The following is a 23,876-nucleotide window of genomic DNA, read 5'->3' on the forward strand; positions in this document are numbered from 1 at the left end:
ACGCGCACGAGCCAACTTGTTAAGCATACCAGAGGATCGTCCGTCGCGCCCGCTCCCCTCCTTCGAATCGAAGTTTCCTGGAAATTCATCGAAAGATTAGACTGGTTGGTCTAACTAGTTGGTCTAGGGGGAGAGTCAGTTCATGGCGGAAGGGACACGGGAACGTCTGTTGGAGGTTGGCCTGAAGCAGATGCGGTCCGTCGGCTATGGCGCCGCCGGGATGAAAGAGCTGCTGGATGAGGCCGGCATCCCCAAGGGCTCGTTCTATCACTACTTTCCCAGTAAGGAAGCCTTTGGCAAGGCCGTGCTCGAAAGTTACAGCGCCGGCGAATTGGCTCGCTGGCAACGTGTCGTTGTGGAAGCGAAGGGAGCTCCCCTCAAACGCCTTCGCCGCTACTTCGAAGAGCTGATCGCGACCTACGGTCCGCAGAATAAGATCAGCGGCTGCCTCGTGGGAGGCATGAGCCTTGAGATCGCCGACCACAGCGACATCATTCAAGCTTCCCTGAAGCAGGCTTTTGCCGGATGGCGGCAGGGCCTCGCGTCTCTCCTCGAAGAGGCGATGGAACGGGGCGACCTCGCCCGTACAGCAAAGCCAGAGGAACTCGCCGGACTACTGCTGGATGCGTATGAAGGCGCCTTGATGCGAGCCAAAGGAGAACGTTCCAACGCTCCGTTGGATAACTTCCTTAAGCTTGCCTTTGGGACTCTGCTTGCTAAACCCTGACAACGCACAAATCGGGTGCCCCGGGTCCCTTTAAGGGACCTGGGCATCGAGCGAAGCTCGACCGTCTTTTTGTTTGTCATTTCGCAGCGACCAGGGTCCCCGGCCAGTTTGCTGGCTGGGGTGGGTCGACCAACGGGCGTGGAGAAATCTGCTTCTCTACCTCGTATTTGAACGACCCGTGCGGCAGTTCGAATCCATTACTGGAGGACTATAGAGCGGGCCTTCAGCCCTTCACCCTTTCATGTGCTCGGAGACCTGGGGCTTCACCCCAGGCTGATATAGAACGCGCCTTCAGCGCTTAGAGCATTTTTCCTGTTGCTGGGTATCCCGGGAGGAGCGTGCAGCGGCGTTTTCATTGCGGAAAACGCCCATAGATGCATAAGCCCCGGGCTACACCTACAGGAAAAATGCTCTAGGCTTTTCTGGCAATTAAACGTATGGGTGGAAAAGCAGATTTCTCCGCTCCCGTTGGTCACTGCGAAATGACAAAAAAACCAAATTTCCTGAATCATTAGACCGACCGGTCTACTCTATTGCTTTAGATCGATCAACGATCGCGATAGGAGAAACACAATGAGCAAGGGAATCGCACTCATCACCGGAGCATCCACAGGTATCGGAGCCGTCTACGCCGACCGCCTCGCCAAACAAGGCTATGACCTCATCCTCGTCGCCCGCGACGCCGCCAAACTCCAACAGCATGCCCAGCACATCGCCGGCGAGACCGGCCGCAAGATCGAAACTGTCACCGCCGACCTCGCTAACAAGAGCGACCTCGCACGTATCGAAGAGATTCTTCGCAACAACCAGAAGATCACGGTTCTCGTGAACAACGCCGGTCTCGGCGCCACCGGCAAACTCATTGACTCGCCAGCCGACGAGATGGAGCACATGATCACCCTGAACGTGACCGCTCTCACACGTTTGACACAGGCGGTTCTTCCCGGTTTTGCCGATCGCAAGCAGGGCACACTGATCAACATCGCCTCGATCGTCGCCGTCGCTCCCGACCTGCTCAATGGCGTCTATGGCGGTACCAAGGCCTTCGTTCTCGCACTTACGCAATCGCTTTACAACGAGCTCAAGGACAAGGGCATCCGCGTCCAGGCCGTGCTTCCCGGAGCCATCGATACGCCCTTCTGGGATAAAGCAAAGCTCCCCGTCCACAACCTTCCCGCTGAAATAGTTATGACGCCGGAGAACCTCGTCGACGCAGCGCTCAAGGGCCTCGAAATCGGTGAGCTTGTCACCATTCCATCTCTGCCCGATGTCGCCGACTGGGAGAAGGCCGATAACGCCCGCAAGGCTCTCGCCCCAAATCTCTCGAAGCAGTACCCGGCTACGCGCTACGGTATCTCTGCCTGAAAGAAGTTATTTCGACTCCACCGACTGTAGATGGAAAGTAATGGTCCCAAAGACCAATGGAAGATGCGCGCGAATCTGTACCGGCAGATGGCGCGCATCGTCCGTGTACCAGATCCAGATATTGCCGCGATTCTTCACGATGCCCGCATCGGCCGTCGGCTGCACGCGGATGGTTTGAAAGGTTCCTGCCGGAGTCTTAATCTCTTCCTTTGCCTCGGCCTTCATCGTCACCGGCACCACGCGCATCGAGTCAGCCAGCAGCAGCGTTATGTTCTGTCCCACCACAATCGGCTGTGATGCCGCATAGAAGATCGCCGAGAGGGAATCGGTGACGCATGCCGGAATCGGAGCTTCCTGTTGCTTGGTGTTGCCCTTGATCAGGTTGCGCTCGAAGAGCATCTGCTTCCCGGCGGCGTAGTTGAAGGTCAGGTCGGTATTGACCTTACGACGGCCTTCCTGAATCTGCTTCGAGAAGCTCGCAGAGCATCCCGTACCTGCATCGAAGCTCGCCTGATACTTGTCCGACACCGGGTAGAGCATGTTCACCGCGCCCAGTGTGTCCGCCGTTGCCGTGACCTTCATCTGTCCGTTGACGTTTTCCAGATGAAACACCGCCTGCCCTGCGGTAAAGACACGCCAGTCGACCGTAAATGTAAGAGTCTGCGGGCTTGCGAAGGTATAACCAGCCTGGGGCGCGGCCATTGCCGGAGCGGCGGCAGGCGCCGCCGATTGTGGCTGTTGTGTGTTGCCGGCGGCAGAGAGCGCAAGGGTAGCGGCGACGGCGAAAAATCGTCTGGTCAATCGTCTGGTCAAATGCAAACTGCTGCCCATTCTCTCAGGAAGATCAGCGAGGCCAAAACAGCAGCCGCGCTACCAGGGCCGCATAAATCGCCGACGCACCCATAAGGGCATTGTACTCGCGGTGACGCAGGTAAAGCTCCCGCGAGAAGCTCCCCTTCGTCGCTGTCGTACGCGCAGGTGTCAGCCTCGGCAACAGCCGCGGAACACGCTTTGCATACTCGTCGAAGTCAGAAAAGTGCGCGCGTAGATACTCTTCCTCCGACCGGATCGTCGGCAGGTAGATCGCCAGAAACATCGCCACCAGCACTACGGCCATCGGCCAGCTCCGTGCCGCAACTGCAAATCCCACCGCAATCAGAATCGACCCCAGGTACAGGGGATTCCTCGTGTGCGCATAGGGTCCCGTCTGTGTCAGCTCCGCATTCTTCTTCACGTACCCCGCGGCATATCCACGCAGCCACAGCCCACAGCCTACGATCGGAATACTCGCCAGCAGTGTGATCACGCTGGGTCTTGCCACATATAGAAAGATCGCTGCGCAGACAAATCCCAGCGGCACGCGGATGCGGCGGGCAATCTTCTGCCATCGTGTGCGTTGAGCACTCATGCATTGTTCTCCAGAAGTTCAAGTGCGGCCGTCTCAACCTGGTCGACCGAAATACGCAACAGCCCGGCCTCGGGCGCGGCATGCCGCCGATGATCACGCACGCTGCCGGCATCGCGAAGCACGCGGCCGCGCGTCCCATACGGTCCATTGCGCGCGGGATCCGTCGGACCAAAGATACCCACCACGGGCGCCTGCAGCGCCGCAGCCAGATGGAGCGGCCCCGTATCCCCCGCAACCACCAGCCTTATCCGCCGCGTCAGCGCAATCAACTGGGCGATACTGGCAACCACGGGCTTTGCTGTAGCTTCGCTGGCGTGGACCACAATAGCCGCTAGCGGGTCTTGTTCATGAACGGCGTTCACCAGGACAGAGTATCCCTTCCTGCTAAGCCGCAGCGCCAGTTCCCCATATCGCTCCGCCGGCCACTGCTTCGCTCCCCATCCCGCCGATGGAGCCAGCAGTACGGTGTGCTCCTTAGCCTGTAGGTCGATCTGCGTCTCCGCCCATCGTTCCGCCTCAGGATCGATGGGAAGCGAAACCTGTGCGGGGAGCAGCCGAACATCACTGAGCGCGCTCGCAATCTCACAGCCCTGCTCAATCACGTGCTCTGCTTGCGTCACTACCTTCGTTCCGTACATCCAACGCGCCTGCTTCTCGCGCGGTTCCGCAGGACCGACAATCTGTTTCGCTCCACTCAGCTTCGCGATGATTGCCGAGCGAATCGAACCTTGCAGATCGATCGCAATCTCATACCGCCGAGCCCGCAGCTCCCGGCGCAACTGCTGGATGCTCTGCAGCGTCGTTATCGAAGCCGGATGTTTGCTCCATGCCCGTGTCTCGGCGAAGTGCACCTGATCCACCAGAGGCCGTTCTGTCGAACGTGGCTTTGCTGTTATCGATGTTTCAAGTAACGGCGCCCAGTGCGGTTCTACGACCCATCCGATCTCGGAGTGGGGAAACGCCTGACGAAGCGCTGCGATCGCCGGCATGCCATGCAGGATGTCTCCCATGGCGCCGGTGCGCACCACCAGAATGCGGGGAGCGGAGCCAGGCTTGCGATGAAGATCGGAGGTCAAACTTCGATTGTCGCAGAAGCGGTCAGTGCAGCGGCAGCATCTGTTGCAGATCAGCCCACACGGTGGCCGGATCGGTAAACACGGCATCCAGATATGCAACCCGCATTCCCGGCATCGGCCTAGGCAGCTTTACGGCATCTTTCTCAGTCGTAATCACCGCATCGCAAAGCATCTGCTGCGCCCGTTCACTGATCGATGCAATCTCTGCCGCGGTATAAGCATGGTGATCGGGAAATGCCTGCTGCGACACCAGGGGAATACCAGCACGCTTCAGCGTCGTGAAAAAGTCCAGGGGCCGAGCAACGCCGCAGAAGGCCAGGGCGCGTTCGGGTCGTGGTTCCTCCAGCCGCAGCGAGCGCTGGATAATCCATCGCCGCGCCATCGGAGCATAGTGGTGTACCGCCAGCGAAAGCTGCGAGGCTTCCTCTTCGCGCAACACTACCACCTGCGCGCGGCGTAGATTCTCGAGCGGCTCACGCAGGTTGCCGGCCGGCAACAGCAGATCGTTGACGTCCTCTCGCGTCAGCAGGGCAATCTCCAGGTCGCGATGCAACTGGCGATGCTGCATGCCATCGTCCAGAAGGTGCAGCGCCGCACTGTTCTTCACCTCGGCCAGTAGCCCGGCATCATAGCGCTGCGGAGCAACGAAGACCTCCCAGCCTCTGCGGGCCATCATCAGGGTCTCATCGCCAAACTCCGCCGCGGCTCCTTTTGCATCGACGGGTATCGCCTGGGCCAGCTTTCTTCCATATCCGCGCGAAAGCACATCTGCCATCACGCCATGCTGTTGCAGCAGTTCCAGCAGCGCCAGCACGACCGGCGTCTTGCCTGCTCCACCAGTGGACAGGCTTCCGACAGAGATCACCGGCCGGCTCAACTTGCGTACCTGGCTCAGTTTGCGGTCAAAGCGCGAGTTTTTCCAGGCCAGGCCAGCGGCATATAGAGGTACGAATGGTTTAAGCAATTGTCTCATTACAGGCGTTCCATCATACGGACAATTGCTGACACCGTGCGTGCGGTTGCCCCTGCCTGTGCATCAAAGACGTCCCTCGCTCGTCTTCCCATGGCTTCGGCATGTGTGGCATCGAACAATAGCTCGCTGATCCCGGCACACAGGCGATCTACTGTCACCAGCTCGATCGCGTCTGCGGCCCGAAGCGCATCCACTGGACCGCGAAAGTTTTCATACGACATTCCCTGCACGACGGGCACACTCCACTGCGCCGGCTCCAGCGGATTATGTCCCCCGGCGCCAAATAGACTTCCTCCCACAAAGGCCACCCTCGCCAGCGAGTAGACCGAGGCCAGCTCCCCAATCGAGTCCAGCAACAGCACCGTACCTGGAGCGATCGGTTGCGGCGCTTGCCTCCACACGCTCAGCCGCATCCATTTGAGGCCGCTCTGATCCAGCAGCGTCGCCACCCCATCAAATCGCTCGGGATGCCGCACCGCCAGAATCATCACCGCACCCTGCACCTGCTTCCAGCACGCGATGAGCTTTTCTTCTTCACCCGCGAGTGTGCTGCCGGCTACCAGCAACGGCAAACCCTGCGGGAGATGGGTACGCAACAGAGTCGTGATCGGCGTCTCTGTTCCCACTCGGATGTCGTACTTCAGGTTGCCCGTTGTCTGTACCTGGTCCGGGCGTGCTCCCAGAGCGCGCAGGCGTCGAGCGTCTTCATCACTCTGCGCCAGCAGCAGGCCAACGCTGCCGGTCATCCACTGCCACAGCTTGCGGACCGGCTGTGTCCGCCGGAACGATCGGTCCGACACCCGCGTATTGGCGACCACCACCGGCACGCCCGCGCGGCGGCATTCTTCCAGATGGCACGGCCACAGTTCGCTCTCCATCAGCACCATCAATCTGGGTCGAAGAGCCTCGAGATAACGCCGTACCGCGAAACGAAGATCGAGCGGGAAGTAAAAGACGCGGTCTTCGCCGAACCGCTGCTTTGCGAGTGCCTGCCCAGTCGCGGTCGTGGTGGAGATCACTACCGTGTACCCCGGTAAGGCACGTTCCAGTTCCTCGACCAGCCGCGTCGCCGCCAGCGTCTCGCCAACACTTACGGCGTGCAGCCAGACGATATTCCCGCGTTTTGCCGTGTGCCGCAGATGTTCCGGCACAGCGCCCAGCCTCTGCCGTAGACTCAGGGCATATTTTCGCTGCATCAGCATGCGCACCAGCCAGTACGGTGCGCTCAGCAGCAGCGCTGCCACATAAGCCAGTCTGTAGAGGGTCATCATTCGCGGGTCTTGTTCGTCTAACAGCGAAGATGATAAAGGTTTGGGAACCGATGATGCGTCACCGCCGCCTGTTAGCCGTTGCTCTTCTATATGCCCTGCCTGCCGTTGCCGCGGACAAAAAACCGCCCGCAGCCGATCCTGCCACCAGTTATCCGGCCAAAGATGTGCACGATGCAGAGAAGGTAGCCATCGCCGCCGACGTCTGCGACACCGACCAGAAGTGTCCGTTTTTTCGCATCAAATACCTCGAGAATGACCTTCTGCCCATCCGCGTCATCGTGACCAATAATTCTGACAACCTGGTCTCGCTCGACGACGCCCGTATGCAGATGATGACCAGCGACAACGACAAGATCCCCGCGGCCATCGAAGAAGAGGTCAATCGCCGTCTCTTCACCTACAAGAACGCCAAGGGCACCAAGATTCCGCTGCCGGGGCCGCTTCCTCCCATGACCATTCATCATCCGGTCGACAAGAAGATCACCCAGGATTTCAACGACTTTAGCTTTCCCAGCACAGTCGTCAAGCCGCATACTACCGTCTCCGGCTATCTCTTCTACGACATCCGTGGGGTGAAAGATCCGATCGAGGGTAGCGAGCTCTACATTCGCCAGGTAAAGAGCCGTGCTCCACAGGAGACGGAAAACCAGGAGCTCTTCGCCTTCCAGATCGCACTGAAGAAGAGCTACCGCTCTGTCAAGTCAGAAAAACCATAGCCTTATGACCTTGGAGCATTTTTCCTGTGGGTGTGATGTAGGGTTTCCGCATCTATGGGCGTCTTCCGCGATGAAAACGCCGCTGCACGCCCTTCCGGGATACCCAGCAACAGGGGAAATGCTCTAAAAGCCATATAGCCTAAAGGCAATGTTCCGTTTTTTTCTGCTGAGTTTTTGGGGAATCACTTCCACTGCCTTTGCCGCTGACCGTATCGCACCACCTGCCCAGGAAGCCAGGGCGTATGCCGCGGTCGACATTCATGCCGAAGAGAAGGTCGCTATCGCGGCTGAGCCTTGCGACACGGTGCAGCGTTGCCCCTTCTTTCGCGAGCATTATCAGGAAAAAGAGTTCTTTCCCATCCGCATTATCATCACGAACGATTCTGACCGTACGCTGACGCTGGATGAGGTGCGAGTCCATTTCATCTCCAGCAATAACGACCGTATTCCAGCCGCGACGGAGATGGAGGTCTACCGTCGTCTTACGGTCTACCGCCGGAGTTACCGCGTCGTTGAGTCGAATATCGCTCTCGACTTCGACCAGTTCGGGTTTCGTTCCACATTGATAGCGCCGCACAGCACCGTTTCCGGTTATCTGATCTATGACCTTGAGGGAGTCAAGCAGCCCTTCAGCACCGGTCAGATTTATGTGAAGCAGGTCATGGTCTTCGATAAAAAGGGCAATCGCGAGCTATTTGCCTTTGAAATTCCGCTCGCGAAGGACGTGCCTCCTGTGTCCAGCACGCGGAAGCCGTAAACTGGTTCCTGCGCAGTATGTTAACCATCCGTGAAGCCACGCCCGCCGATGTCCCGGAGATGCTCGCCTTCATTCGCGAGCTCGCCGAGTACGAACGCGAACCCCACGCTGCCATTGCCACCGCCGAAGACCTGCTTCGCGACGGTTTTGGCGACCGTCCCGTCTTTCAATGCCTGATCGCCGAGTGGGAGGGAAGACCCGCCGGTATGGCCCTGTATTTCCCCTTCTATTCCACCTGGCGCGGCAATGCCGGCATCCATCTCGAAGACCTCTTCGTGCGCCCTCAGTACCGCCGTCACGGCATCGGCAAGGCGCTCATCTCCCAGGTTGCCTCCATTGCCGCTGAACGGGGCGACCGCTTCCAGTGGCATGTGCTGGACTGGAACGAGCCCGCCATCAAGTTCTATGAGTCCATTGGGGCAAAGATGCTCCATCCGTGGCGCATCATGCGCGTCGACGGCGACGAGCTGCCGGCGCTGGCAAAGAAGTTTTCCGTATGAAGAAGGTTCACGTTATCGGCGGCGGTCTTGCCGGGCCGGAAGCGGCATTACAGGCCGCATCCCTCGGCTGCGAGGTGACGCTTTTCGAGATGCGGCCGCACCGCTCGACTGAGGCGCATCAGACCAGCGACTTCGCCGAGCTCGTCTGCTCCAACTCTCTGAAGAGTGAGAGTGAGAACACCGCTCCCTGGCTCCTCAAGCAGGAGATGCGTCGTGCCGGCTCCTTCCTGTTGAAGGATGCCGATGCTACCGCCGTTCCCGCCGGTCATGCCCTTGCCGTTGACCGCATTGAGTTCTCGCGTCGCGTCGCTGATGCCATCGCCGCGCACCCAGGCATTACGGTCGTCCGCGAAGAGGTCACCACTCTTGCCGAGGATGCGGACCACATCACCGTACTCGCGACCGGGCCTCTGACCTCGCCCGCTCTCGCCGGCGAGCTGCAGCGGCTCACCGGCAGTGACCAGCTCGCCTTCTACGACTCCATCGCGCCGATCGTTGATGCTTCGACGATCGACATGGAGAAGGTCTACTTCGCAGCTCGCTGGGACAAGGGAACCGCCGACTACATCAATTGCCCCTTCACGAAAGAAGAGTACGAGGCCTTTCTTGAGGCCCTGCTTGCTGCCGAGAAGGTAGCGAGCAAAGACTGGGAGAAGCCGCAGTACTTCGAGGCCTGCCTTCCTATCGATGAGCTCGCACGCCGCGGCCGCGACACGCTTCGTTTCGGTCCGATGAAGCCAGCAGGCCTTACCAATCCCAAGACCGGCCGCTGGCCTTACGCGTGCGTGCAGTTACGGCAGGAGAACCTGCGGGCCGACAGCTACAACCTCGTCGGCTTCCAGAACCACATGAAGTATGGCGATCAGGCCAAGGTATTGCGTATGATCCCCGGCCTCGAAAACGCAAAGTTTCTGCGCTACGGCCAGATCCACCGCAATACGTACATCAATTCGCCGGCCGTGCTGAACAACACACTGCAGTTGAAGACGCACCCGTCCATCCTCATCGCCGGGCAGCTCTCCGGGGTCGAAGGCTACACGGAGTCCATTGCGGGTGGTCTTCTCGCCGGCCGCTTTGCCGCCATGCTCGCCAGGGGAGAGCAACCGGTTACGCCGCCTCGCCAGACGGCGCATGGATCGCTCCTGCACTACATCACGCACTCTGAGGCAAAAGGCTTCCAGCCGGCCAATATCACGTTTGACCTTCTGCCACCGCTCGAAGAAGAGCTCCGGAAGAAGATCCGTGACAAGAAAGAGCGCCACCGCATTCAGTGCGAACGTGCCCTTGATGCATGGGCGGAGTGGCTGGCTGCGGAAAAGTCATTGCTCCCGGCGTAGGGCTGCGATACTCTCAGCCCCAACAGGCAAAAGGGGCCGCAGTCGCCATGAATACCCTCTCCGCGTCCGAGTGCATCGGTCCCGCATGGGAGCGCACCAAGCAGATCCTCTTCGAACGGCGCAAGTTCGGTCTCTACTTTAAGCTGGCTCTCTGCGCTCTTCTGGCAGAAGCGGGTAGCCTGCTGTCCCTGCCAAACTTCACCGGCCTACGTTCCGGCGCATCACATCCAGCCGCGGCGAAATCCGCCTTGGCCATGGCCGCGGTCTCCGGCATCTTTATCTTCGCCGTCTTTATCGTCACGACCGTCCTCTTTCTTGTCGGTTCTCGCATGCAGTTGGTGATGGTGGATGTGGTCGCTACCAAACAGACTGAGATCCTGCCTCTGTGGCGGAAACATGGCGCACCCGTCTGGCGTTGGATGGGGCTGAAGCTCCTGCCCAGCCTCCTCTTTTACGTGCTTGTTGTCATCGCGACACTGCGTTACACCGGGGGCATCGCGGCACGCATGCGGCCGACAGTTCCAGGACAACTCCCGCCCGGGTTCTTCCCCGCATTTCTCCAGTTCTTTCTGGTGATCAGTTTCGTCAGCCTGTGTGTCTTCGCGATCTACTGGCTGCTGCGTGATTTTGTCATGCCGTTCATCGCGCTTGAGAATGCATCGCTCGCTACGGCGCTGGAGCGCGGCATGGCGGTGGTGAGGGATGAACCCGGCCAGGTAGTGCTCTATATGCTGCTCCGGGTGGCGCTGTTTATTGTTTTCGGCATCGGCGGCTACATCATTTATTTCGTTGCCGCGTTCCTCGGCCTGGTGCCCATGGGACTGCTCGGCGCCATCTTCTATCTGCTTGTGCACAAGTCGCCGATAGTCAGTGTGCTGATGGGGATCGGCCTGTTTGTCGGTTTGTTCGTGCTGGCTGTCTGGATACTCTTTGTCATGGTGCTGGTCGCCGGTTTCATGTTTACCTTCTTCCAGGCATATGCGCTGTACTTCCTTGGCGGCCGTTATCCACTTCTGGGGGAGATCCTGGAACCGGTTGGGCAAAGCTGGTGGAATCTGCACCCCTCTGTGCCGTTTGACCCTCCGCCCGCCGCTCCCGGAAACGCAGAGGAGCAACTGTAGAGCAAGAACTGTCAGGACGCATGAAACGACTTACTCCGTCTGAAGCCATCGGACCCGCCTTCAATCGAACCCGTGAGATTCTCTTTCAGCCCTTTCACTTCGGCCGAAGCTGGAAGCTCGCCGCTTCTACGTACGTCGCGATCATGGGAACCGCGTACATACCGTTTTGCACCCTCGGCATGATCTGTTTCATGTTCTGGAGGCCAAAGCTGTATGGTCCCATCAGGCTTGGGCACGCCTTTCTGGGGATCCTCGGCGCCCTTGTGTTTGATGCTCTTTCGTTCTGGATTTTTACCCTGGCGTCGCGGATGCAGTTGGTCTCCTTCGACATCGCGGTGGAGCGCGCTCAGTCTGTCGCTCCCGCCTGGCGGAAATATCATCCATTGCGTTGGCGCTGGGCGAAGCTGAAGCTCGCTATCACAACACCTCTTGCTTTAATAGCGTGGCTACCCGGTATCGTCATTATTCGTTGGATTCTTAGGTCAGGATTTGTTTTCAACGCAGCCCAACAGAACCCGTTTCAGATCGTCGCATCTCTCATGCTGGGATACGCCTGTTTCTTCGCGGGTCTGTCTCTCGTCGTTGTTGCCGGGGGTCTGCTGACAGATTTTGTCCTGCCCTCCCTCGCGCTCGAAGAGATTACCTCGGGTGATGCTCTGCGCCGCTTCCAGGCACACTTCCAGCAGGAGCCGGGAAGCATTTGCGGTTATGCCGCGCTGAAAATCGTTCTGGCGACCGCCGGGTTCATCGCGCACTACACCGTAAGTTCGATCGTGATGCTGTTCTTTTACTTCCTGATCATGATCCCGGCGATCATCGGCGGCCTCGCGCTCCCTCACCTGGCCATGACAGGTCGTGTTCTTGGCGGGGCGGGCGTCGCTGTCTTCCTGTTGTGCTTCTTTGCGATTGCCCTGTACGTGCAGCTTCTCACCATTGGCACGGTGACACTCTTCCTGCGCTGCTATGCGGCCTATTATCTCGGCGGACGCTACCCACGGCTCGGCGAGCTTCTCGAACCACCCGGCCAAAGCTGGTGGAATCTACAGCCGACGCCTCCGCCGGCACCGCAAGATCCTGAGCCACCCGCGATCGCAGGTGAGCCCGCAAGCTAAGACGTACAAGCAGTAAGCGCTGAAGGCCGGGGTCCCCGACGAACTTGGTTCGGTGGGGGTGAAACCCGCGTTCTATATCAGCCTGGGGCAACGGCCCAGGTATGATCAGCCTGGGGCAACGGCCCAGGTATGTGGCTCCATGCGCAACGAGCCAAACCATTCAACTATTCAACTATTCTTCTACCTTCTTATTCCGCCCCTTGGTCTTAAACCAGATCGGCGTTCCCACAAACCCGAAGCTCTCGCGGATCTGGTTCTCCAGGAAGCGTTCAAAACTGAAGTGCAGCTTTACATCTTTATCCGTGAACAGCACGAACGTCGGCGGAGCCACCGCGGCCTGTGTCATGAAGTAGATCCTCACCCGTCTGGACATCGGCACCGAGGCGCGCTGGAAGTCCACGCGCTTCAGGAAGCGGTTCATCTCACCTGTGGTCACGCGCTTACGGCGCTCTTTAGCGACTCGTGCCACTTCGCGGAAGACCGCCGGTACATTCATTGACTTCTGCGCCGAGATAAAGACCAGCGGCGCGTAGTCCAGATATTTCAAGTGCTCACGCACCTGCTCCGCATATACCTTCTGATCGGCGGAGGGCTGGCTCTTATCCTCGCGGTTCGAGGTGACGGCGTCCCACTTGTTCACCACGATGACGACGCTGCGCCCGCTCTCGTGAGCATATCCACCGATGTTGGCATCCAGGGCGGTCACACCCTCGGTGGCATCGATGATAAGCAGCGCAACGTCGCTGGCTTCCAGATGTTTGCGCGCCATGATGACCGAGAGCTTCTCGGCCATTGCGGTGGTCTTGCCCTTGCGGCGAATGCCGGCTGTATCCACAAAGCGGAAGTCATGTCCGCCGCGTGTAACAACTTCGTCGACAGCATCGCGTGTCGTTCCCGCAATCGGAGAGACGATGGCGCGCTTGGTTCCGGTCAGCGCGTTCAGCAGCGTGGACTTGCCGACGTTCGGCCGCCCGATGATAGCGATCTTCGTCTCGTGGAGATCGTACTCGCCGTGCGTGCGGTGCAGCTTGGGCTCGTCCTCAATCGTGGCTTCGTCGTCCGCCGCCTCTTCCGCTTCCGTTGTCGTTTCGGAGGCAGGCAGCACGTCATAGATAGCATCCAGCAGATCGCCCACGCCCGTGCCATGTTCGGCGCTGATGGGGAAGACCTCCTTGAAGCCCAGCGTGCGAAAGTTGTCAGCCTCCATAGCGACGGCCGCGCTTTCCATCTTGTTGACAGCCAGAAAGATCGATTTGCCGCTGCGTACGAGCAGGCGGGCCATCTCTAGATCCGGAGCGGTAATCTCGCTCCGTCCGTCCACCACCATCACGATGGCGTCGGCTTCATCGAGTGCGACCTGCGCCTGGCGGAAAATCTCGCTCGGAATCAGAGCTTCATCATCGGGAACCACGCCGCCGGTATCCACCAGGCGCGCCTTGTGGCCCTGCCACTCCACCTCCCCGTAGATGCGGTCACGGGTAATGCCGGGCTCATCGCCGACGATGGAGCGACGAGTTCCGGTAAGCCGGTTGAAGAGCGTCGATTTGCCCACGTTGGGCCGGCCGCAGATCGCGATCAGCGGCTCGGAGGCTGGATGCTGTGCATCTTCGATGAGCGAACCGCCCAGTTCGACCTGCGTCGCCGGGCGATCGCCGATGCGTACCTTCTCCGGCGGAGCAACATAGCGCTCGCGCTTCGGCAGCGGAACATTGGGGACGATGGTTTCTTTGCGCTCGAACTCCGGGGAACGGCGCGGTGTGCGTGCCTTCTCAACAGCGGCGCGCTTTTTAGCGGCAATCTTCTTGCGCCCCTTCGGCGACGCGTCAGAAACCCGTCCAGCTCCGGTGTTCGCTGCACGTGGGCTCTTGCCCTGTTTGGGCCGCGTCGATGCCTGCCGGTGCTTCTTTCCTAATCTCTTCTGAATCTTCCCGGCCACTCTCGCCTGCTTTCTCTCAGATTTCATTATAGAAAGTGATATGGCTGCACTATCGCGCGGCTTCCACAAGATCGGGTGCCCCTATGTGCCKGGGTCCCCAACGAACTTGTTTCGTTGGGGTGGTGTCTCTCGGGGACATGGGTATTCGAGCTACGCTCGAACCGTCTTTTTCTTATTTCCCGCGATATCATGAGGTGAGACTTTCACCTTGTCTTCACCTCCCACCATCTCGGAGAACCTCCCCACGCTGCACGAGTTCTTCGCGCCCGGCGGAGTGCTGGCCCAGTCCTCGCTCACCTACGAGCACCGACGCGGCCAGTTCGAGATGGCAAAAGCTGTCGAGAGCGCCCTCGACAACGGCCGTCACTTGGTCGTCGAGGCTGGCACCGGCACCGGCAAGACCCTCGCTTATCTTCTTCCCGCCCTGCGTTTCGCCCGCGAGCGGGGACAGCGCGTCATCGTCTCCACCGGTACTAAAAACCTCCAGGAACAGCTCTTCTTCAAAGACATCCCGTTCCTGGAGTCACTGCTCGGCCCCTTGCGCGTTACCTACATGAAGGGTCGCGCCAACTACATCTGCCGGCAGAAGCTCTACGCCCTGCGCGACCAGCCCATTCTCAACGGTCTGGAAGAGATCAACCAGTATCGCGAGATCGCCGAATGGGAACAGACCACCGAGACCGGCGACCGTGCCGAGCTGACCGTTCTGCCGGAGTCGTCCGCGCTCTGGTCCAAGCTCGATGCCCGCACTGAGGCGTGCCTGGGCCAGACCTGCCCTAACTTCGAGCGCTGCTTCATCACGGAGATGCGCCGCCGGGCCGCCGAGAGCGACCTTATCATCGTCAATCACCATCTCTTCTTCGCCGATCTCTCCATCAAACAGGAGGCGGCAGGCGCCCCGGACGCAGGCGTTCTTCCGGAAGCCGCAGCGGTCATCTTCGACGAGGCGCACGAGCTGGAAGATGTCGCCAGCGCCTACTTCGGTATCTCACTCTCCACCGGCCGTTTCGATGAACTGGCACGCGATACCGAGTTGCTGCTGCGTGCCCGTCAGGTCGTAGTGGCCGGTGTCGACTCCGCCATCGCCACACTCAAAGATCGCGCGCGTCTGTTCTTTTCGACGCTGCCCCATGCCAACTCGCCGGGCCGCATGCCGTTCACCGGTCGTACGGACTTCCTCGAACTCAATGGCGAGGCCTATCTTTCGTTACTCGCAGCCCTCGAGCGTTTCTTTGGCGAGCTCGATCGTGTGAAAGATGTGGACGAGGTGCAGGGCCTGAAGAAACGCTGCAACGACATCCGTGCCCATCTCCGCTTTCTGATGGAGACCGAAGATCCAAACACCGTCTTCTGGATTGAGCGCCGACCCATCGGCGGTGTTCGCAACGCTGCCCGGCGCGATGCCGCGCCCGCACTGCACACGCAACTGCAGGCCACGCCCATCGATGTCTCGGAGCTGCTGGTCGCGACGCTGTGGGAGAAGTTCAGCTCCGTCATCCTCACCTCGGCCACACTCACCGTACAGGCTGGTTTCGAACACATCCGCAAGCGCCTGGGCATGACCAGCGCACGCGAGCTGATCGTGCCCTCGCACTTCCAGTACGGCAAGCAGGCCTTGCTCTATCTGCCCCAAGGCATGCCCGATCCGCGCGACCCGGCTTTCATGAAGCACGCCACAGAACGCACCCGCCGCGTGCTTGAGATTACCGCCGGCCGTGCCTTCTGCCTCTTCACCAGCTACCAGCAGATGCGCGAGCTCTACGAGCGCATGCTGGTCGAGGTCCCCTTCCCACTCTTCCTGCAGGGACAGGCGCCACGCAAGGCACTTCTTGATGAGTTCCGTGCAACCCCAAACGCGGTGCTCTTCGGTACCAGCAGCTTCTGGCAGGGCGTTGACGTACAGGGAGAGCAGCTTAGCTGTGTGATCGTCGATCGCCTCCCCTTCGCTGTGCCCTCTGACCCGGTCATTCAAGCCCGCATGGAGGCCATCACCGCCACCGGCGGTCAGCCCTTCTTCGATCTCCAGGTGCCGCAGGCAGTCATCGCGCTGAAACAGGGCTTCGGCCGTCTGATCCGCAGCATCAACGATCGCGGCGTCCTCATGCTTCTGGATCCACGCATTCAGCGGCAGAGGTACGGTCGCATCTTTCTGGAGAGCCTGCCTTCCTATCGCCTCACCGACGACATCACCGAAGTCGAAAACTTCTTTGCATAAAGCGTGTAGATCAGCGACGGTCCTTTCCTCATCTGTGGGTTATATCGACATATTCGAGACAGCCCATGCACCGGGTGCCCCATGTCCCGTGGGGACATGGGCCCGGCCTTCACTATCCTGAGCACTGAGCTCAGATTTCCCACCAGACTCTGCTCTTGTTCAAGAAACCCAGCCTCGCTTCGCGATGTAGGCACGAAGAATGGTGCAAGAAGCACTGGGTCCACCGAATATGTCGAAACCCCCTAAGATAGTTGCCATGCGGAACCTCCTTCGCCTTGGCCTATGCTGCGCTCTGCTCGCTCTTTCGCTGCACGCACAAACTCCCGACGACAATCCCAACGGTAACCAGTGGACCGATCCGGCCCTCGACAACGCCAAGGCCGAAGCCGCCTTCAGGCCCATCGCGCATCCCGGCCTTCCGACTCTCTGGCTGATCGGTGACTCGACGGTGCGCAACGGAGACGGGCAGGGAAAAGGCGGCCAGTGGGGATGGGGTGATGAGCTCGATCCGTTCTTCCAGACCGACAAGATGAACGTCGTCAATCGTGCTCTCGGCGGGCGTAGCTCGCGCACCTATTACCGCGATCACTGGAGCCGCGTCCTCGCGCAGGTACAGAAGGGCGACGTTATCCTCATGCAGTTCGGTCACAACGACAGCGGCCCGCTCGACGACAAAGCACGTGCCCGCGGGACATTGAAGGGGACCGGTGACGAGACTCAGGAGATCGACAATCCCATTACCCGCAAGCATGAGGTCGTGCACAGCTACGGCTGGTATCTCCGGCAGTTTGTGCGCGAGGCGGAGGCCAAAGGAGCGATTCCGGTCATCTGTTCTCCGATCCCACGCAAGACCTGGGAGGAAACCACCGGCAAAATCCACCGCGATCAGTACGGCACGTGGGCTCATGAAGTCGCCGTGCAGGAACGTGTCGCCTTCCTCGATCTGAATGAGGCCATCGCCCGTGCCTACGACGCGATATCGCGCGAAGACGTCGAAAAGCTCTTCGCCGACCCGCATACCCACACCTCGCTTGAAGGCGCTCAGCTCAACGCCCGCACCGTCGTCTCCACGCTGCGTGCTCTGAATCCCGATCCGGTGCGCACGTGGCTCTCCAAAGAGGGCGATAGCATTCCAACCTACCTCCCTTAGGTGGATCGAACTACAGAGTGAAAGCACGATCTTCGTTGCCCCATTCTTCGCGGTTTCATCGCGAAGGGTGGGGTCCCCGGCGAACTCGTTCGCCGGGGCTTAGCGTGGGGTATTCGAGCGTCGGGGTCCCCAGCCAGCTTGCTGGTTGGGGTGAAAGCGAAGCTCGAACGTCTTTTTTGTCATCCCGTAGAGATCTGCTTTTCTGCCGTTTTACCGAAACGGCAATGGCGCTACGTCCGATCGCTCCCGTGGTCAGAGCAAATCGCGTTTAATAGAAAGCGTGGGACGAAATCTCTTCATTCTTGCCGGCACGCTCTTATTGTTCTCTCTGATCTCTTGCGGTCTGGCCTATACGAACATTGCCCGGGAGCCCGGCTCACCCGGGGACGTCTCGCTGTGGCGCACCATGGGCCTCATCCTGCTTGTGATCTCGCTCATTGTTGCTCTCAGCGGTGTGCTTTCTACCCTGTTCGAGCAGGCTGAGCGCCGCGCTGAGGATCAGCGCCGCAACCGCCGTAACTCATAGAAAAGGCAGGGCATTTGACGCGCTCTGAGCGGCCTTTTTATTCAATCCTTCAATCCTTCAATTCTTCAATTTGCTGTGGCTGTCGAGCAATCAGCAACCAGGAACGAGCAATCGGCCACTAGCTAGTAAACTGAATACTGAAGCATTTTTAGAAAGCAGACCGTGTCATGTTTGAAATCACCGTAGAGGCGACCTTCTCCTCAGGCCACTACCTCCGCAACTATCACGGCAAGTGCGAGAACCCGCACGGGCACAACTACCGTGTGCTGGTTACCTTGCAGGGCAAGGAACTGGACGGCAGCGGTCTGCTGCTGGATTTCAAGCTGCTGAAGCAGGTCATGCGTCCCGTGGTCAACTACCTCGACCACCAGATGATTAACGATCTCAAGCCCTTCGACGAGGTGAACCCGTCGGCCGAAAACCTGGCTCGCTACTTCTACCAGGAGACCAGCAAGCAGATGCTGGAGATGACCAACGGCCGTGTCTCGGTGAAGGACTGCGTCATGTACGAGACCGACACCTCCATGGCCCGCTACTTCGAGTAACTCCGTGCACCTTATCGAACTCTACAAATCGGTACAGGGCGAGTCCTCTTTCGCCGGCATGCCGTGCATCTTCGTCCGGCTGGCGGGCTGCAACCTGCGCTGCTCCTGGTGCGACTCCGAGTACACCTTTACCGGTGGCAAGCCCTACACGCTCGAACAGATCGAAGACGAACTTGCCGCTCTCTTCCCCTGCACCCTGGTGGAGTTCACCGGTGGCGAACCCATGCTGCAGGCGCGCGAGCTGCTTCCGCTGATGGATCGGCTCCTGGCGAAAGGCTTCACGCTCATGATGGAGACCAGCGGCGAGCGCCCCCTGGCCGCCGTTCCCCGGGCTGTGCATAAGATCGTAGACGTGAAGTGTCCCGGCGCCGGTTCGGCCGCCAATAGCTTCCACTTGGCCAACCTCGACGCGCTCACCGGCAACGACGAAGTAAAGTTCGTCATCAGTGACCGGGCTGACTATGAGTTTGCCCGTGGCTTCATCCGGGAACATGGGCTCGCGGCAAGGTGTGGCCATGTCCTGCTGTCTCCGGCATTCCAGAAGACGCCCTCTCCCGTGCGTACGGCAGACAATGCAACCCTCGATCCCCGTCTCCTCGTGGAGTGGATGCTGGCCGACGGCCTGCCCGCCCGCCTCAGCCTCCAGATCCACAAATTCATCTGGGAACCTCAGAAAAAAGGCGTCTAACTCAGGCGCAGCCAATCCTGCGCTGCCCCTTTCACCAACCGGCAACCAGGAACTAGCATCTAGCAACTAGCAACTGTTTTGCAGGAAGGGACCCGCAATGAGCTCGACCAGCAAGAACCCTGACGACCTGGTGACTGTCGCCCGTTTTTCCAATCCTGCCGAGGCTGATCTGGCCAGCAGTATTCTCGAGTCGGCCGGCATCGAATTCTTTCTCTCCGGCGATGAGGCCAGCCATGTGATTCCTGCGGGAGTCGGATCTCGCCTTGAAGTACGCCGTGCCGATGAAGAGACGGCTCTGGAACTCCTGAACAATCCACCCGCACCCGCAGAAGGAGCGCCGCTCGCAGACGATGGCAACGACCTCTAACCGGCCTCGTGCCGTAGTCTCGCTCTCCGGCGGCATGGACTCCGTTGTCTGTGCTGCTCTGGCCACACGTGATTTCGACGCCTATGCCGTCCACTTCTCCTATGGGCAGCGGACGGAAGCGCGTGAGCTTCTCTCTGCCCGCCAGGCTGCCGAAATCCTTGGCTTCAAAGACTTCCTGCACCTGAAGATCGATCTCTTCCGGAAGATCGGCGGCTCTGCTCTGACCGACGAGTCCATCGCCGTCCCCGACGCTCCGGAAGAGGAAGCCTCTATCGGCCAGCAGGTGCCTGTCACCTACGTTCCGTTCCGCAATGCACACTTTCTCTCCGCCGCTGTCTCCTGGGCCGAGGTGCTGGGCGCGAAGACGGTCTTTATCGGAGCCGTCGAGCAGGACTCCTCCGGCTACCCCGACTGCCGGCCGGCGTACTATCAGGCCTTCAATCAGCTCATCCAGACCGGAACGAAAGAGGGCGATATTCGCATCGTGACGCCTCTGATTCACTTGAAAAAGTCCGAGATCGTCCGGCTGGGAGTTGAACTCGGTGCTCCGTTCCATGTAAGTTGGTCATGCTATTCCGGGCAGGACGCCGCCTGTGGAACCTGCGAAAGCTGCGTCCTACGGTTAAGGGCGTTCCGCGAGGCAGGAGCGGCCGATCCCATACCCTACGCGGCGCGCTGAAGCCAGGCCTGCCGCAGACAACGAACGCCAGATTTCAGGGTTTAAAATTTCAAGCAGACACGGCGCCTGCTCAGCTAGCGCGCCCCAGGAGAAGAAGAAAATCACTATGATCACCTTCCGTAACTCGATGGGCGCGGCCTTTGTCGCGCTCGCGCTCTCCGCTCCGGTCGCCATTGTGGCGCAGCAGGCCCCGGCCAGCATCCACGGCCATGTTCAGAATCCCGCCGGTCAGGCCATGACCTCCGGCTCCGTCAAGCTGACAAAGGACCGCAGCGCTGACGAGAAGAGCCGCAAGTATGCCTACACCTTCCAGGTTGACGGCACCGGTAATTACAAGGGAAGCGATGTCGCGCCTGATACCTACGTCGCAATCTACTTCTCCGCCGACGGTCGCAGCATCGACTTTGTCGACAACGTGACCCTCACCTCCGGTCAGGACAAGGTCGTCGACATCGATATGACCCGTAAGGAATTTACGGACAAGATGACGCCGGAAGAGAAGAAGCAGCTCGAGGAGTTCAAGAAGCAGAACGCTGCTGCGACTGCCGCAAACGCCAAAGTCGCCAATCTGAACCAGTCCCTGAGTGCCGCCCGCGCCTCCATGTCCAGCAAAAACTACGACGAAGCCGCCAACACCATGAAGGCTGCTGTCGACGCCAAGCCCGACGAGCCGATTCTCTGGTTCGAGTACGGCAATGCTCTGCTTGGCCAGGCTGATACCGCCGCCGCGAACGACAAAAAGGCCGGTAAGCCCTCCGCCACCGATCCCGACGTCCAGGCCAAGTACGCCGCGGCCGCCGATGCCTACAAGAAGGTCAAGGATCTGAACGCTACCGCCAAGAAGCCGAACCCCGAGATCGCGGGCGAAGCCTTGAGCAACCTGGGCGCAGCTCTCGCCAAGTCAGGCAAGGTTGACGAAGCCAACGCAGCATACGAAGACGCCGCCAAGACCAACCCGGCCAAGGCCAAGACCTACTACTTCAACGCCGCAGCCACCTTCTACAACGGCCAGCAGCTCGAAGCTGCCGCCGCCGCTGCTGACAAGTCCATCGCCGCCGATCCTAACCAGGCCATGGCCTACTACATCAAGGGTCAAGCCCTGATTCCCAAGGCGACGGTCGATTCGAAGACCAACAAGATCACCGCCCCTCCGGGAACGGTCGAAGCCTACCAGCAGTACCTGGAGCTTGACCCCAACGGCGCTCACGCCGAAGAGGTCAAGGGAATCCTCACCGGCATCGGTGCTGAGATCAAGTCCAGCTACAAGGCCGGCAAGAAGAAGTAAGCCGCTTGTGATCTACCTGAAGGCCCCACGTTCTGTGGGGCCTTCGCATTTTCCACGGCTCGGAGCTGTTTTTACAAAACGATATCTCTACAACCAGGGTGTCCCACCCTCACGGAGTTAGGGTGGGCCGGGAATACCCAGAAACTTTCGGGAGCCTCTCTTGCTCACCTTCACACAAGCCCTCGATCTCGTCCTCGAACACGCGCGAAGCCTCCCCATTCCACCTGTCGAGTCCATCTCTCTGGAACATGCCCTGGGCCGCACCCTGGCAGCTCCACTGCTCGCCGACCGCGACCAGCCGCCCTTCCATCGCTCCACCCGCGATGGTTACGCCGTCGATACCGCAAGTTTCAGCCACGACCGGACGGCGAAGGTGACCGGTTTCCTTCCTGCCGGAAAGGCCTGGGAGGGAAGTGCGATTGCCCCTGGAGAGTCGATCGAGATCATGACCGGCGCCCCTGTCCCGGCAGGCGCCGACGCCGTGGTGATGCTCGAACATGTCGAGCGCTCCGGCGATCGCATCTCACTCTCTTCAGATCGCACCCTTAGCCCTGGAGAGAACGTCGTCCCTACGGGTTCTGAGGCCGCTGCAGGTCAGAGCATCCTACCCGCCGGAGCTCGCCTGGGTGCTGCCGAGATCGGTTTGGCGGCTAGTGTCGGCGGCAGCCAACTCTGGGTATACGCACAACCCGCGGTCGCCATCCTCGCTACCGGTGACGAGCTGGTGACGGTTGAAGAGACTCCGCTTCCACACCAGATCCGCAACTCCAACACGCATACCCTCGCGGCGCTCGTCCGCGAGTCAGGCGGTATCCCTTCGGCATTGCCCATCGCCGCTGACACTCGCGAATCTCTTCGCGATCTTTTACTCCAGGCCCGCTCCTACGATCTGATCCTGCTCTCGGGAGGAGTCTCTGCCGGAAAGCACGACCTCGTCGAGGACGTGCTCGCTGAGCTTGGAGCCGAGTTCTACTTCACCGGCACGGCAATCCAGCCTGGCAAACCCGCTGTCTTTGGCCGTCTGCACAATGGCCCGTACTTCTTCGGGCATCCCGGCAATCCCGTCTCTACGCAGGTCACCTTCCTGCTCTTTGCCGCGCCCATGCTTCGCGCTCTCGGCGGACAGGCGAATCTCTCACCGCTCTTTGCACAGGCGGCTGCTGCGGAGCCGCTGCAGCACAAACCCGGCCTCACCCGCTTCCTGCCGGCTCACCTCGATTCCTCACTTACGCCAACGGTCCGTCTCGTGCCATGGCAGGGCTCCGGAGACCTCGCGGCAAACGCCCGCGCCAACTGCTATGCCGTTCTCCCCGCAGACCGCGAGAGCATTCCTGCGGGCGACCCAGTCACGCTCCTGCTACGCTAAGCGTGTCCGTAAATTCTTTCCTCAAAGAAAGAAATTATGGACGTCCAAGCACTGTCATGAACAAACTCTCTCACTACGACGACGCCGGGCAGGCCCATATGGTGGACGTCTCCGCCAAGTCTCAGACCCGCCGCGAAGCGGTCGCGGAGGCCTTCGTCGAGCTCTCCGCCCAGACGCTGGCCGCACTGCCGCAGAACCCCAAGGGCAATCCCCTCGAAGTAGCTCGCTTCGCCGGCATCCAGGCCGCCAAGCAGACTTCGACATTAATCCCGATGTGTCATCCGCTGCCCCTCAGCTACGTCGACATCGCAACTGAGATTGAGCCGGAAGGCATCCGTGTCCGCGCAACAGCAGCAACCGTCGCCGGCACCGGCGTCGAGATGGAAGCCATGACCGCCGCCTCCATCGCCGCACTCACCATCTACGACATGACCAAAGCCCTCGACAAAGGCATCCGCATCCGCCACGTCCAACTCATCGCCAAGTCCGGCGGCAAAAGCGGCAGCTGGCGCCGGGAGTAAGAACACCATTTCTTGCTTGTCATCCTGAGCAGAGCGAAGGACCCGCTTCACAGGTGTGGCTCAATTCTTCCTCTAAAACCATTACACTGGGTGCCTGTGATGTTTCAAGAGGTTGTTGTCCATCCGTTTGTATCTGGAGATTCTGTTTGTGACGAGCAAATAGAAGTTTCCGGAGGAACGGATGGACTATCACTATCATGCCCGATTGACGGTRCATGGTCGAAGAGCGATGTGT

24 protein-coding genes are annotated in these 23,876 nt (G+C 59.7%); 18 read left to right on the forward strand and 6 right to left on the reverse strand.

The genetic code is table 11. From position 1 onward, the window contains the following. Window positions 1–142: 142 nt before the first annotated feature. Together AB4Y89_RS14385 and AB4Y89_RS14390 are read left to right on the forward strand one after the other, a co-directional pair. Complete coding sequence (locus tag AB4Y89_RS14385) at window positions 143–727, forward strand: TetR family transcriptional regulator C-terminal domain-containing protein (protein ID WP_442301624.1); 585 nt, start codon at window positions 143–145, stop codon at window positions 725–727. Window positions 728–1,300: 573 nt separating this feature from the next. After that, complete coding sequence (locus tag AB4Y89_RS14390) at window positions 1,301–2,092, forward strand: SDR family NAD(P)-dependent oxidoreductase (protein WP_442301625.1); 792 nt, start codon at window positions 1,301–1,303, stop codon at window positions 2,090–2,092. A gap of 6 nt (window positions 2,093–2,098) precedes the next feature. Here the strand turns inward: AB4Y89_RS14390 and AB4Y89_RS14395 are convergent, their stop codons facing one another. The 5 genes from AB4Y89_RS14395 to AB4Y89_RS14415 are packed head-to-tail and all read right to left on the reverse strand — an operon-like array spanning window position 2,099 to window position 6,820. Further along, window positions 2,099–2,905 carry a DUF3108 domain-containing protein gene (locus AB4Y89_RS14395; RefSeq protein WP_442301626.1) on the reverse strand — a complete coding sequence of 269 codons (807 nt, stop codon included), beginning with the start codon at window positions 2,903–2,905 and terminating at the stop codon, window positions 2,099–2,101. Window positions 2,906–2,936: 31 nt separating this feature from the next. Further along, window positions 2,937–3,500 (reverse strand): methyltransferase family protein, encoded by a 564-nt coding sequence (locus tag AB4Y89_RS14400; RefSeq protein WP_442301627.1) that lies wholly within the window; start codon window positions 3,498–3,500, stop codon window positions 2,937–2,939. Further along, on the reverse strand, window positions 3,497–4,576 hold the full coding sequence (locus tag AB4Y89_RS14405) for a glycosyltransferase family 9 protein (RefSeq protein WP_442301628.1): 1,080 nt from the start codon (window positions 4,574–4,576) through the stop codon (window positions 3,497–3,499). Before AB4Y89_RS14405 ends, AB4Y89_RS14400 begins: the two co-directional genes overlap by 4 nt. A gap of 22 nt (window positions 4,577–4,598) precedes the next feature. Continuing rightward, window positions 4,599–5,549, reverse strand: a complete 951-nt coding sequence (gene lpxK, locus AB4Y89_RS14410) for a tetraacyldisaccharide 4'-kinase (protein WP_442301629.1) — start codon at window positions 5,547–5,549, stop codon at window positions 4,599–4,601. Further along, complete coding sequence (locus AB4Y89_RS14415) at window positions 5,549–6,820, reverse strand: 3-deoxy-D-manno-octulosonic acid transferase (protein WP_442301630.1); 1,272 nt, start codon at window positions 6,818–6,820, stop codon at window positions 5,549–5,551. Before AB4Y89_RS14415 ends, lpxK begins: the two co-directional genes overlap by 1 nt. Before the next feature lie 50 nt (window positions 6,821–6,870). Between AB4Y89_RS14415 and AB4Y89_RS14420 the strand changes: the two genes are divergently transcribed. From AB4Y89_RS14420 to AB4Y89_RS14445, 6 genes are all read left to right on the forward strand, one after another. Further along, entirely contained in the window at window positions 6,871–7,536 is a 666-nt protein-coding gene (locus AB4Y89_RS14420) for a hypothetical protein (RefSeq protein WP_442301631.1), read from the forward strand. Window positions 7,537–7,684: 148 nt separating this feature from the next. Then, window positions 7,685–8,293: a hypothetical protein gene (locus tag AB4Y89_RS14425; protein ID WP_442301632.1), complete on the forward strand. Its 609-nt coding sequence runs from the start codon at window positions 7,685–7,687 to the stop codon at window positions 8,291–8,293. A gap of 17 nt (window positions 8,294–8,310) precedes the next feature. Beyond that, window positions 8,311–8,793, forward strand: coding sequence for a GNAT family N-acetyltransferase (locus AB4Y89_RS14430; RefSeq protein WP_442301633.1), 483 nt, complete (start codon window positions 8,311–8,313; stop codon window positions 8,791–8,793). After that, entirely contained in the window at window positions 8,790–10,130 is a 1,341-nt protein-coding gene (gene trmFO, locus AB4Y89_RS14435) for a methylenetetrahydrofolate--tRNA-(uracil(54)-C(5))-methyltransferase (FADH(2)-oxidizing) TrmFO (RefSeq protein ID WP_442301634.1), read from the forward strand. Before AB4Y89_RS14430 ends, trmFO begins: the two co-directional genes overlap by 4 nt. 47 nt (window positions 10,131–10,177) lie before the next feature. Then, the gene (locus AB4Y89_RS14440) at window positions 10,178–11,251 is read left to right on the forward strand and encodes a DUF7544 domain-containing protein (RefSeq protein WP_442301635.1); all 1,074 of its coding nucleotides are present in this window, start codon (window positions 10,178–10,180) and stop codon (window positions 11,249–11,251) included. Window positions 11,252–11,271: 20 nt separating this feature from the next. Beyond that, window positions 11,272–12,363: a DUF7544 domain-containing protein gene (locus tag AB4Y89_RS14445; RefSeq protein WP_442301636.1), complete on the forward strand. Its 1,092-nt coding sequence runs from the start codon at window positions 11,272–11,274 to the stop codon at window positions 12,361–12,363. Window positions 12,364–12,535: 172 nt separating this feature from the next. On the opposite strand, the gene der is transcribed toward AB4Y89_RS14445, so the two are convergent. Beyond that, window positions 12,536–14,326: a ribosome biogenesis GTPase Der gene (gene der, locus AB4Y89_RS14450; RefSeq protein ID WP_442301637.1), complete on the reverse strand. Its 1,791-nt coding sequence runs from the start codon at window positions 14,324–14,326 to the stop codon at window positions 12,536–12,538. Window positions 14,327–14,507: 181 nt separating this feature from the next. Here der and AB4Y89_RS14455 point away from each other — a divergent pair, with 181 nt between their 5' ends. The 10 genes from AB4Y89_RS14455 (at window position 14,508) to moaC (ending at window position 23,641) form a co-directional block, all read left to right on the forward strand. Further along, entirely contained in the window at window positions 14,508–16,514 is a 2,007-nt protein-coding gene (locus AB4Y89_RS14455; protein ID WP_442301638.1) for an ATP-dependent DNA helicase, read from the forward strand. 256 nt (window positions 16,515–16,770) lie between these two features. Continuing rightward, entirely contained in the window at window positions 16,771–17,664 is an 894-nt protein-coding gene (locus tag AB4Y89_RS14460) for a GDSL-type esterase/lipase family protein (RefSeq protein WP_442301639.1), read from the forward strand. Window positions 17,665–17,944: 280 nt separating this feature from the next. After that, complete coding sequence (locus tag AB4Y89_RS14465) at window positions 17,945–18,190, forward strand: hypothetical protein (protein ID WP_147646802.1); 246 nt, start codon at window positions 17,945–17,947, stop codon at window positions 18,188–18,190. A gap of 167 nt (window positions 18,191–18,357) precedes the next feature. After that, window positions 18,358–18,735, forward strand: a complete 378-nt coding sequence (queD, locus tag AB4Y89_RS14470; protein ID WP_442301640.1) for a 6-carboxytetrahydropterin synthase QueD — start codon at window positions 18,358–18,360, stop codon at window positions 18,733–18,735. Between the two features lie 4 nt (window positions 18,736–18,739). After that, entirely contained in the window at window positions 18,740–19,423 is a 684-nt protein-coding gene (locus AB4Y89_RS14475; RefSeq protein WP_442301641.1) for a 7-carboxy-7-deazaguanine synthase QueE, read from the forward strand. A 97-nt stretch (window positions 19,424–19,520) separates the two neighbouring features. Next, a complete protein-coding gene (locus AB4Y89_RS14480) occupies window positions 19,521–19,790 on the forward strand; it encodes a putative signal transducing protein (RefSeq protein WP_442301642.1) in 270 nt (89 codons plus the stop codon). Further along, a complete protein-coding gene (queC, locus tag AB4Y89_RS14485) occupies window positions 19,774–20,469 on the forward strand; it encodes a 7-cyano-7-deazaguanine synthase QueC (protein WP_442301643.1) in 696 nt (231 codons plus the stop codon). Before AB4Y89_RS14480 ends, queC begins: the two co-directional genes overlap by 17 nt. Window positions 20,470–20,575: 106 nt before the next feature. After that, window positions 20,576–21,754: a tetratricopeptide repeat protein gene (locus AB4Y89_RS14490; RefSeq protein ID WP_442301644.1), complete on the forward strand. Its 1,179-nt coding sequence runs from the start codon at window positions 20,576–20,578 to the stop codon at window positions 21,752–21,754. A gap of 160 nt (window positions 21,755–21,914) precedes the next feature. Beyond that, the gene (locus AB4Y89_RS14495; RefSeq protein WP_442301645.1) at window positions 21,915–23,120 is read left to right on the forward strand and encodes a molybdopterin molybdotransferase MoeA; all 1,206 of its coding nucleotides are present in this window, start codon (window positions 21,915–21,917) and stop codon (window positions 23,118–23,120) included. Window positions 23,121–23,176: 56 nt separating this feature from the next. Continuing rightward, window positions 23,177–23,641: a cyclic pyranopterin monophosphate synthase MoaC gene (moaC, locus tag AB4Y89_RS14500; RefSeq protein WP_442301646.1), complete on the forward strand. Its 465-nt coding sequence runs from the start codon at window positions 23,177–23,179 to the stop codon at window positions 23,639–23,641. Window positions 23,642–23,876 lie beyond the last annotated feature (235 nt).

Origin of the sequence: Terriglobus sp. 2YAB30_2 (assembly GCF_052114765.1) — a bacterium.
GTDB lineage: Bacteria > Acidobacteriota > Terriglobia > Terriglobales > Acidobacteriaceae > Terriglobus.

What these genes read in the sequence shown, in the direction of transcription:
- AB4Y89_RS14400 (WP_442301627.1), bottom strand. Translation starts at nt 3,500, where the DNA reads ATGAGTGCTCAACGCACACGATGGCAGAAGATTGCCCGCCGCATCCGC.
- der (WP_442301637.1), bottom strand. Translation starts at nt 14,326, where the DNA reads ATGAAATCTGAGAGAAAGCAGGCGAGAGTGGCCGGGAAGATTCAGAAG.
- AB4Y89_RS14425 (WP_442301632.1), top strand. Translation starts at nt 7,685, where the DNA reads ATGTTCCGTTTTTTTCTGCTGAGTTTTTGGGGAATCACTTCCACTGCC.
- AB4Y89_RS14390 (WP_442301625.1), top strand. Translation starts at nt 1,301, where the DNA reads ATGAGCAAGGGAATCGCACTCATCACCGGAGCATCCACAGGTATCGGA.
- AB4Y89_RS14490 (WP_442301644.1), top strand. Translation starts at nt 20,576, where the DNA reads ATGATCACCTTCCGTAACTCGATGGGCGCGGCCTTTGTCGCGCTCGCG.
- trmFO (WP_442301634.1), top strand. Translation starts at nt 8,790, where the DNA reads ATGAAGAAGGTTCACGTTATCGGCGGCGGTCTTGCCGGGCCGGAAGCG.
- AB4Y89_RS14440 (WP_442301635.1), top strand. Translation starts at nt 10,178, where the DNA reads ATGAATACCCTCTCCGCGTCCGAGTGCATCGGTCCCGCATGGGAGCGC.
- AB4Y89_RS14480 (WP_442301642.1), top strand. Translation starts at nt 19,521, where the DNA reads ATGAGCTCGACCAGCAAGAACCCTGACGACCTGGTGACTGTCGCCCGT.
- AB4Y89_RS14415 (WP_442301630.1), bottom strand. Translation starts at nt 6,820, where the DNA reads ATGATGACCCTCTACAGACTGGCTTATGTGGCAGCGCTGCTGCTGAGC.
- AB4Y89_RS14445 (WP_442301636.1), top strand. Translation starts at nt 11,272, where the DNA reads ATGAAACGACTTACTCCGTCTGAAGCCATCGGACCCGCCTTCAATCGA.
- AB4Y89_RS14420 (WP_442301631.1), top strand. Translation starts at nt 6,871, where the DNA reads ATGATGCGTCACCGCCGCCTGTTAGCCGTTGCTCTTCTATATGCCCTG.
- AB4Y89_RS14385 (WP_442301624.1), top strand. Translation starts at nt 143, where the DNA reads ATGGCGGAAGGGACACGGGAACGTCTGTTGGAGGTTGGCCTGAAGCAG.
- lpxK (WP_442301629.1), bottom strand. Translation starts at nt 5,549, where the DNA reads ATGAGACAATTGCTTAAACCATTCGTACCTCTATATGCCGCTGGCCTG.
- AB4Y89_RS14460 (WP_442301639.1), top strand. Translation starts at nt 16,771, where the DNA reads ATGCGGAACCTCCTTCGCCTTGGCCTATGCTGCGCTCTGCTCGCTCTT.
- moaC (WP_442301646.1), top strand. Translation starts at nt 23,177, where the DNA reads ATGAACAAACTCTCTCACTACGACGACGCCGGGCAGGCCCATATGGTG.
- queD (WP_442301640.1), top strand. Translation starts at nt 18,358, where the DNA reads ATGTTTGAAATCACCGTAGAGGCGACCTTCTCCTCAGGCCACTACCTC.
- AB4Y89_RS14430 (WP_442301633.1), top strand. Translation starts at nt 8,311, where the DNA reads ATGTTAACCATCCGTGAAGCCACGCCCGCCGATGTCCCGGAGATGCTC.
- queC (WP_442301643.1), top strand. Translation starts at nt 19,774, where the DNA reads ATGGCAACGACCTCTAACCGGCCTCGTGCCGTAGTCTCGCTCTCCGGC.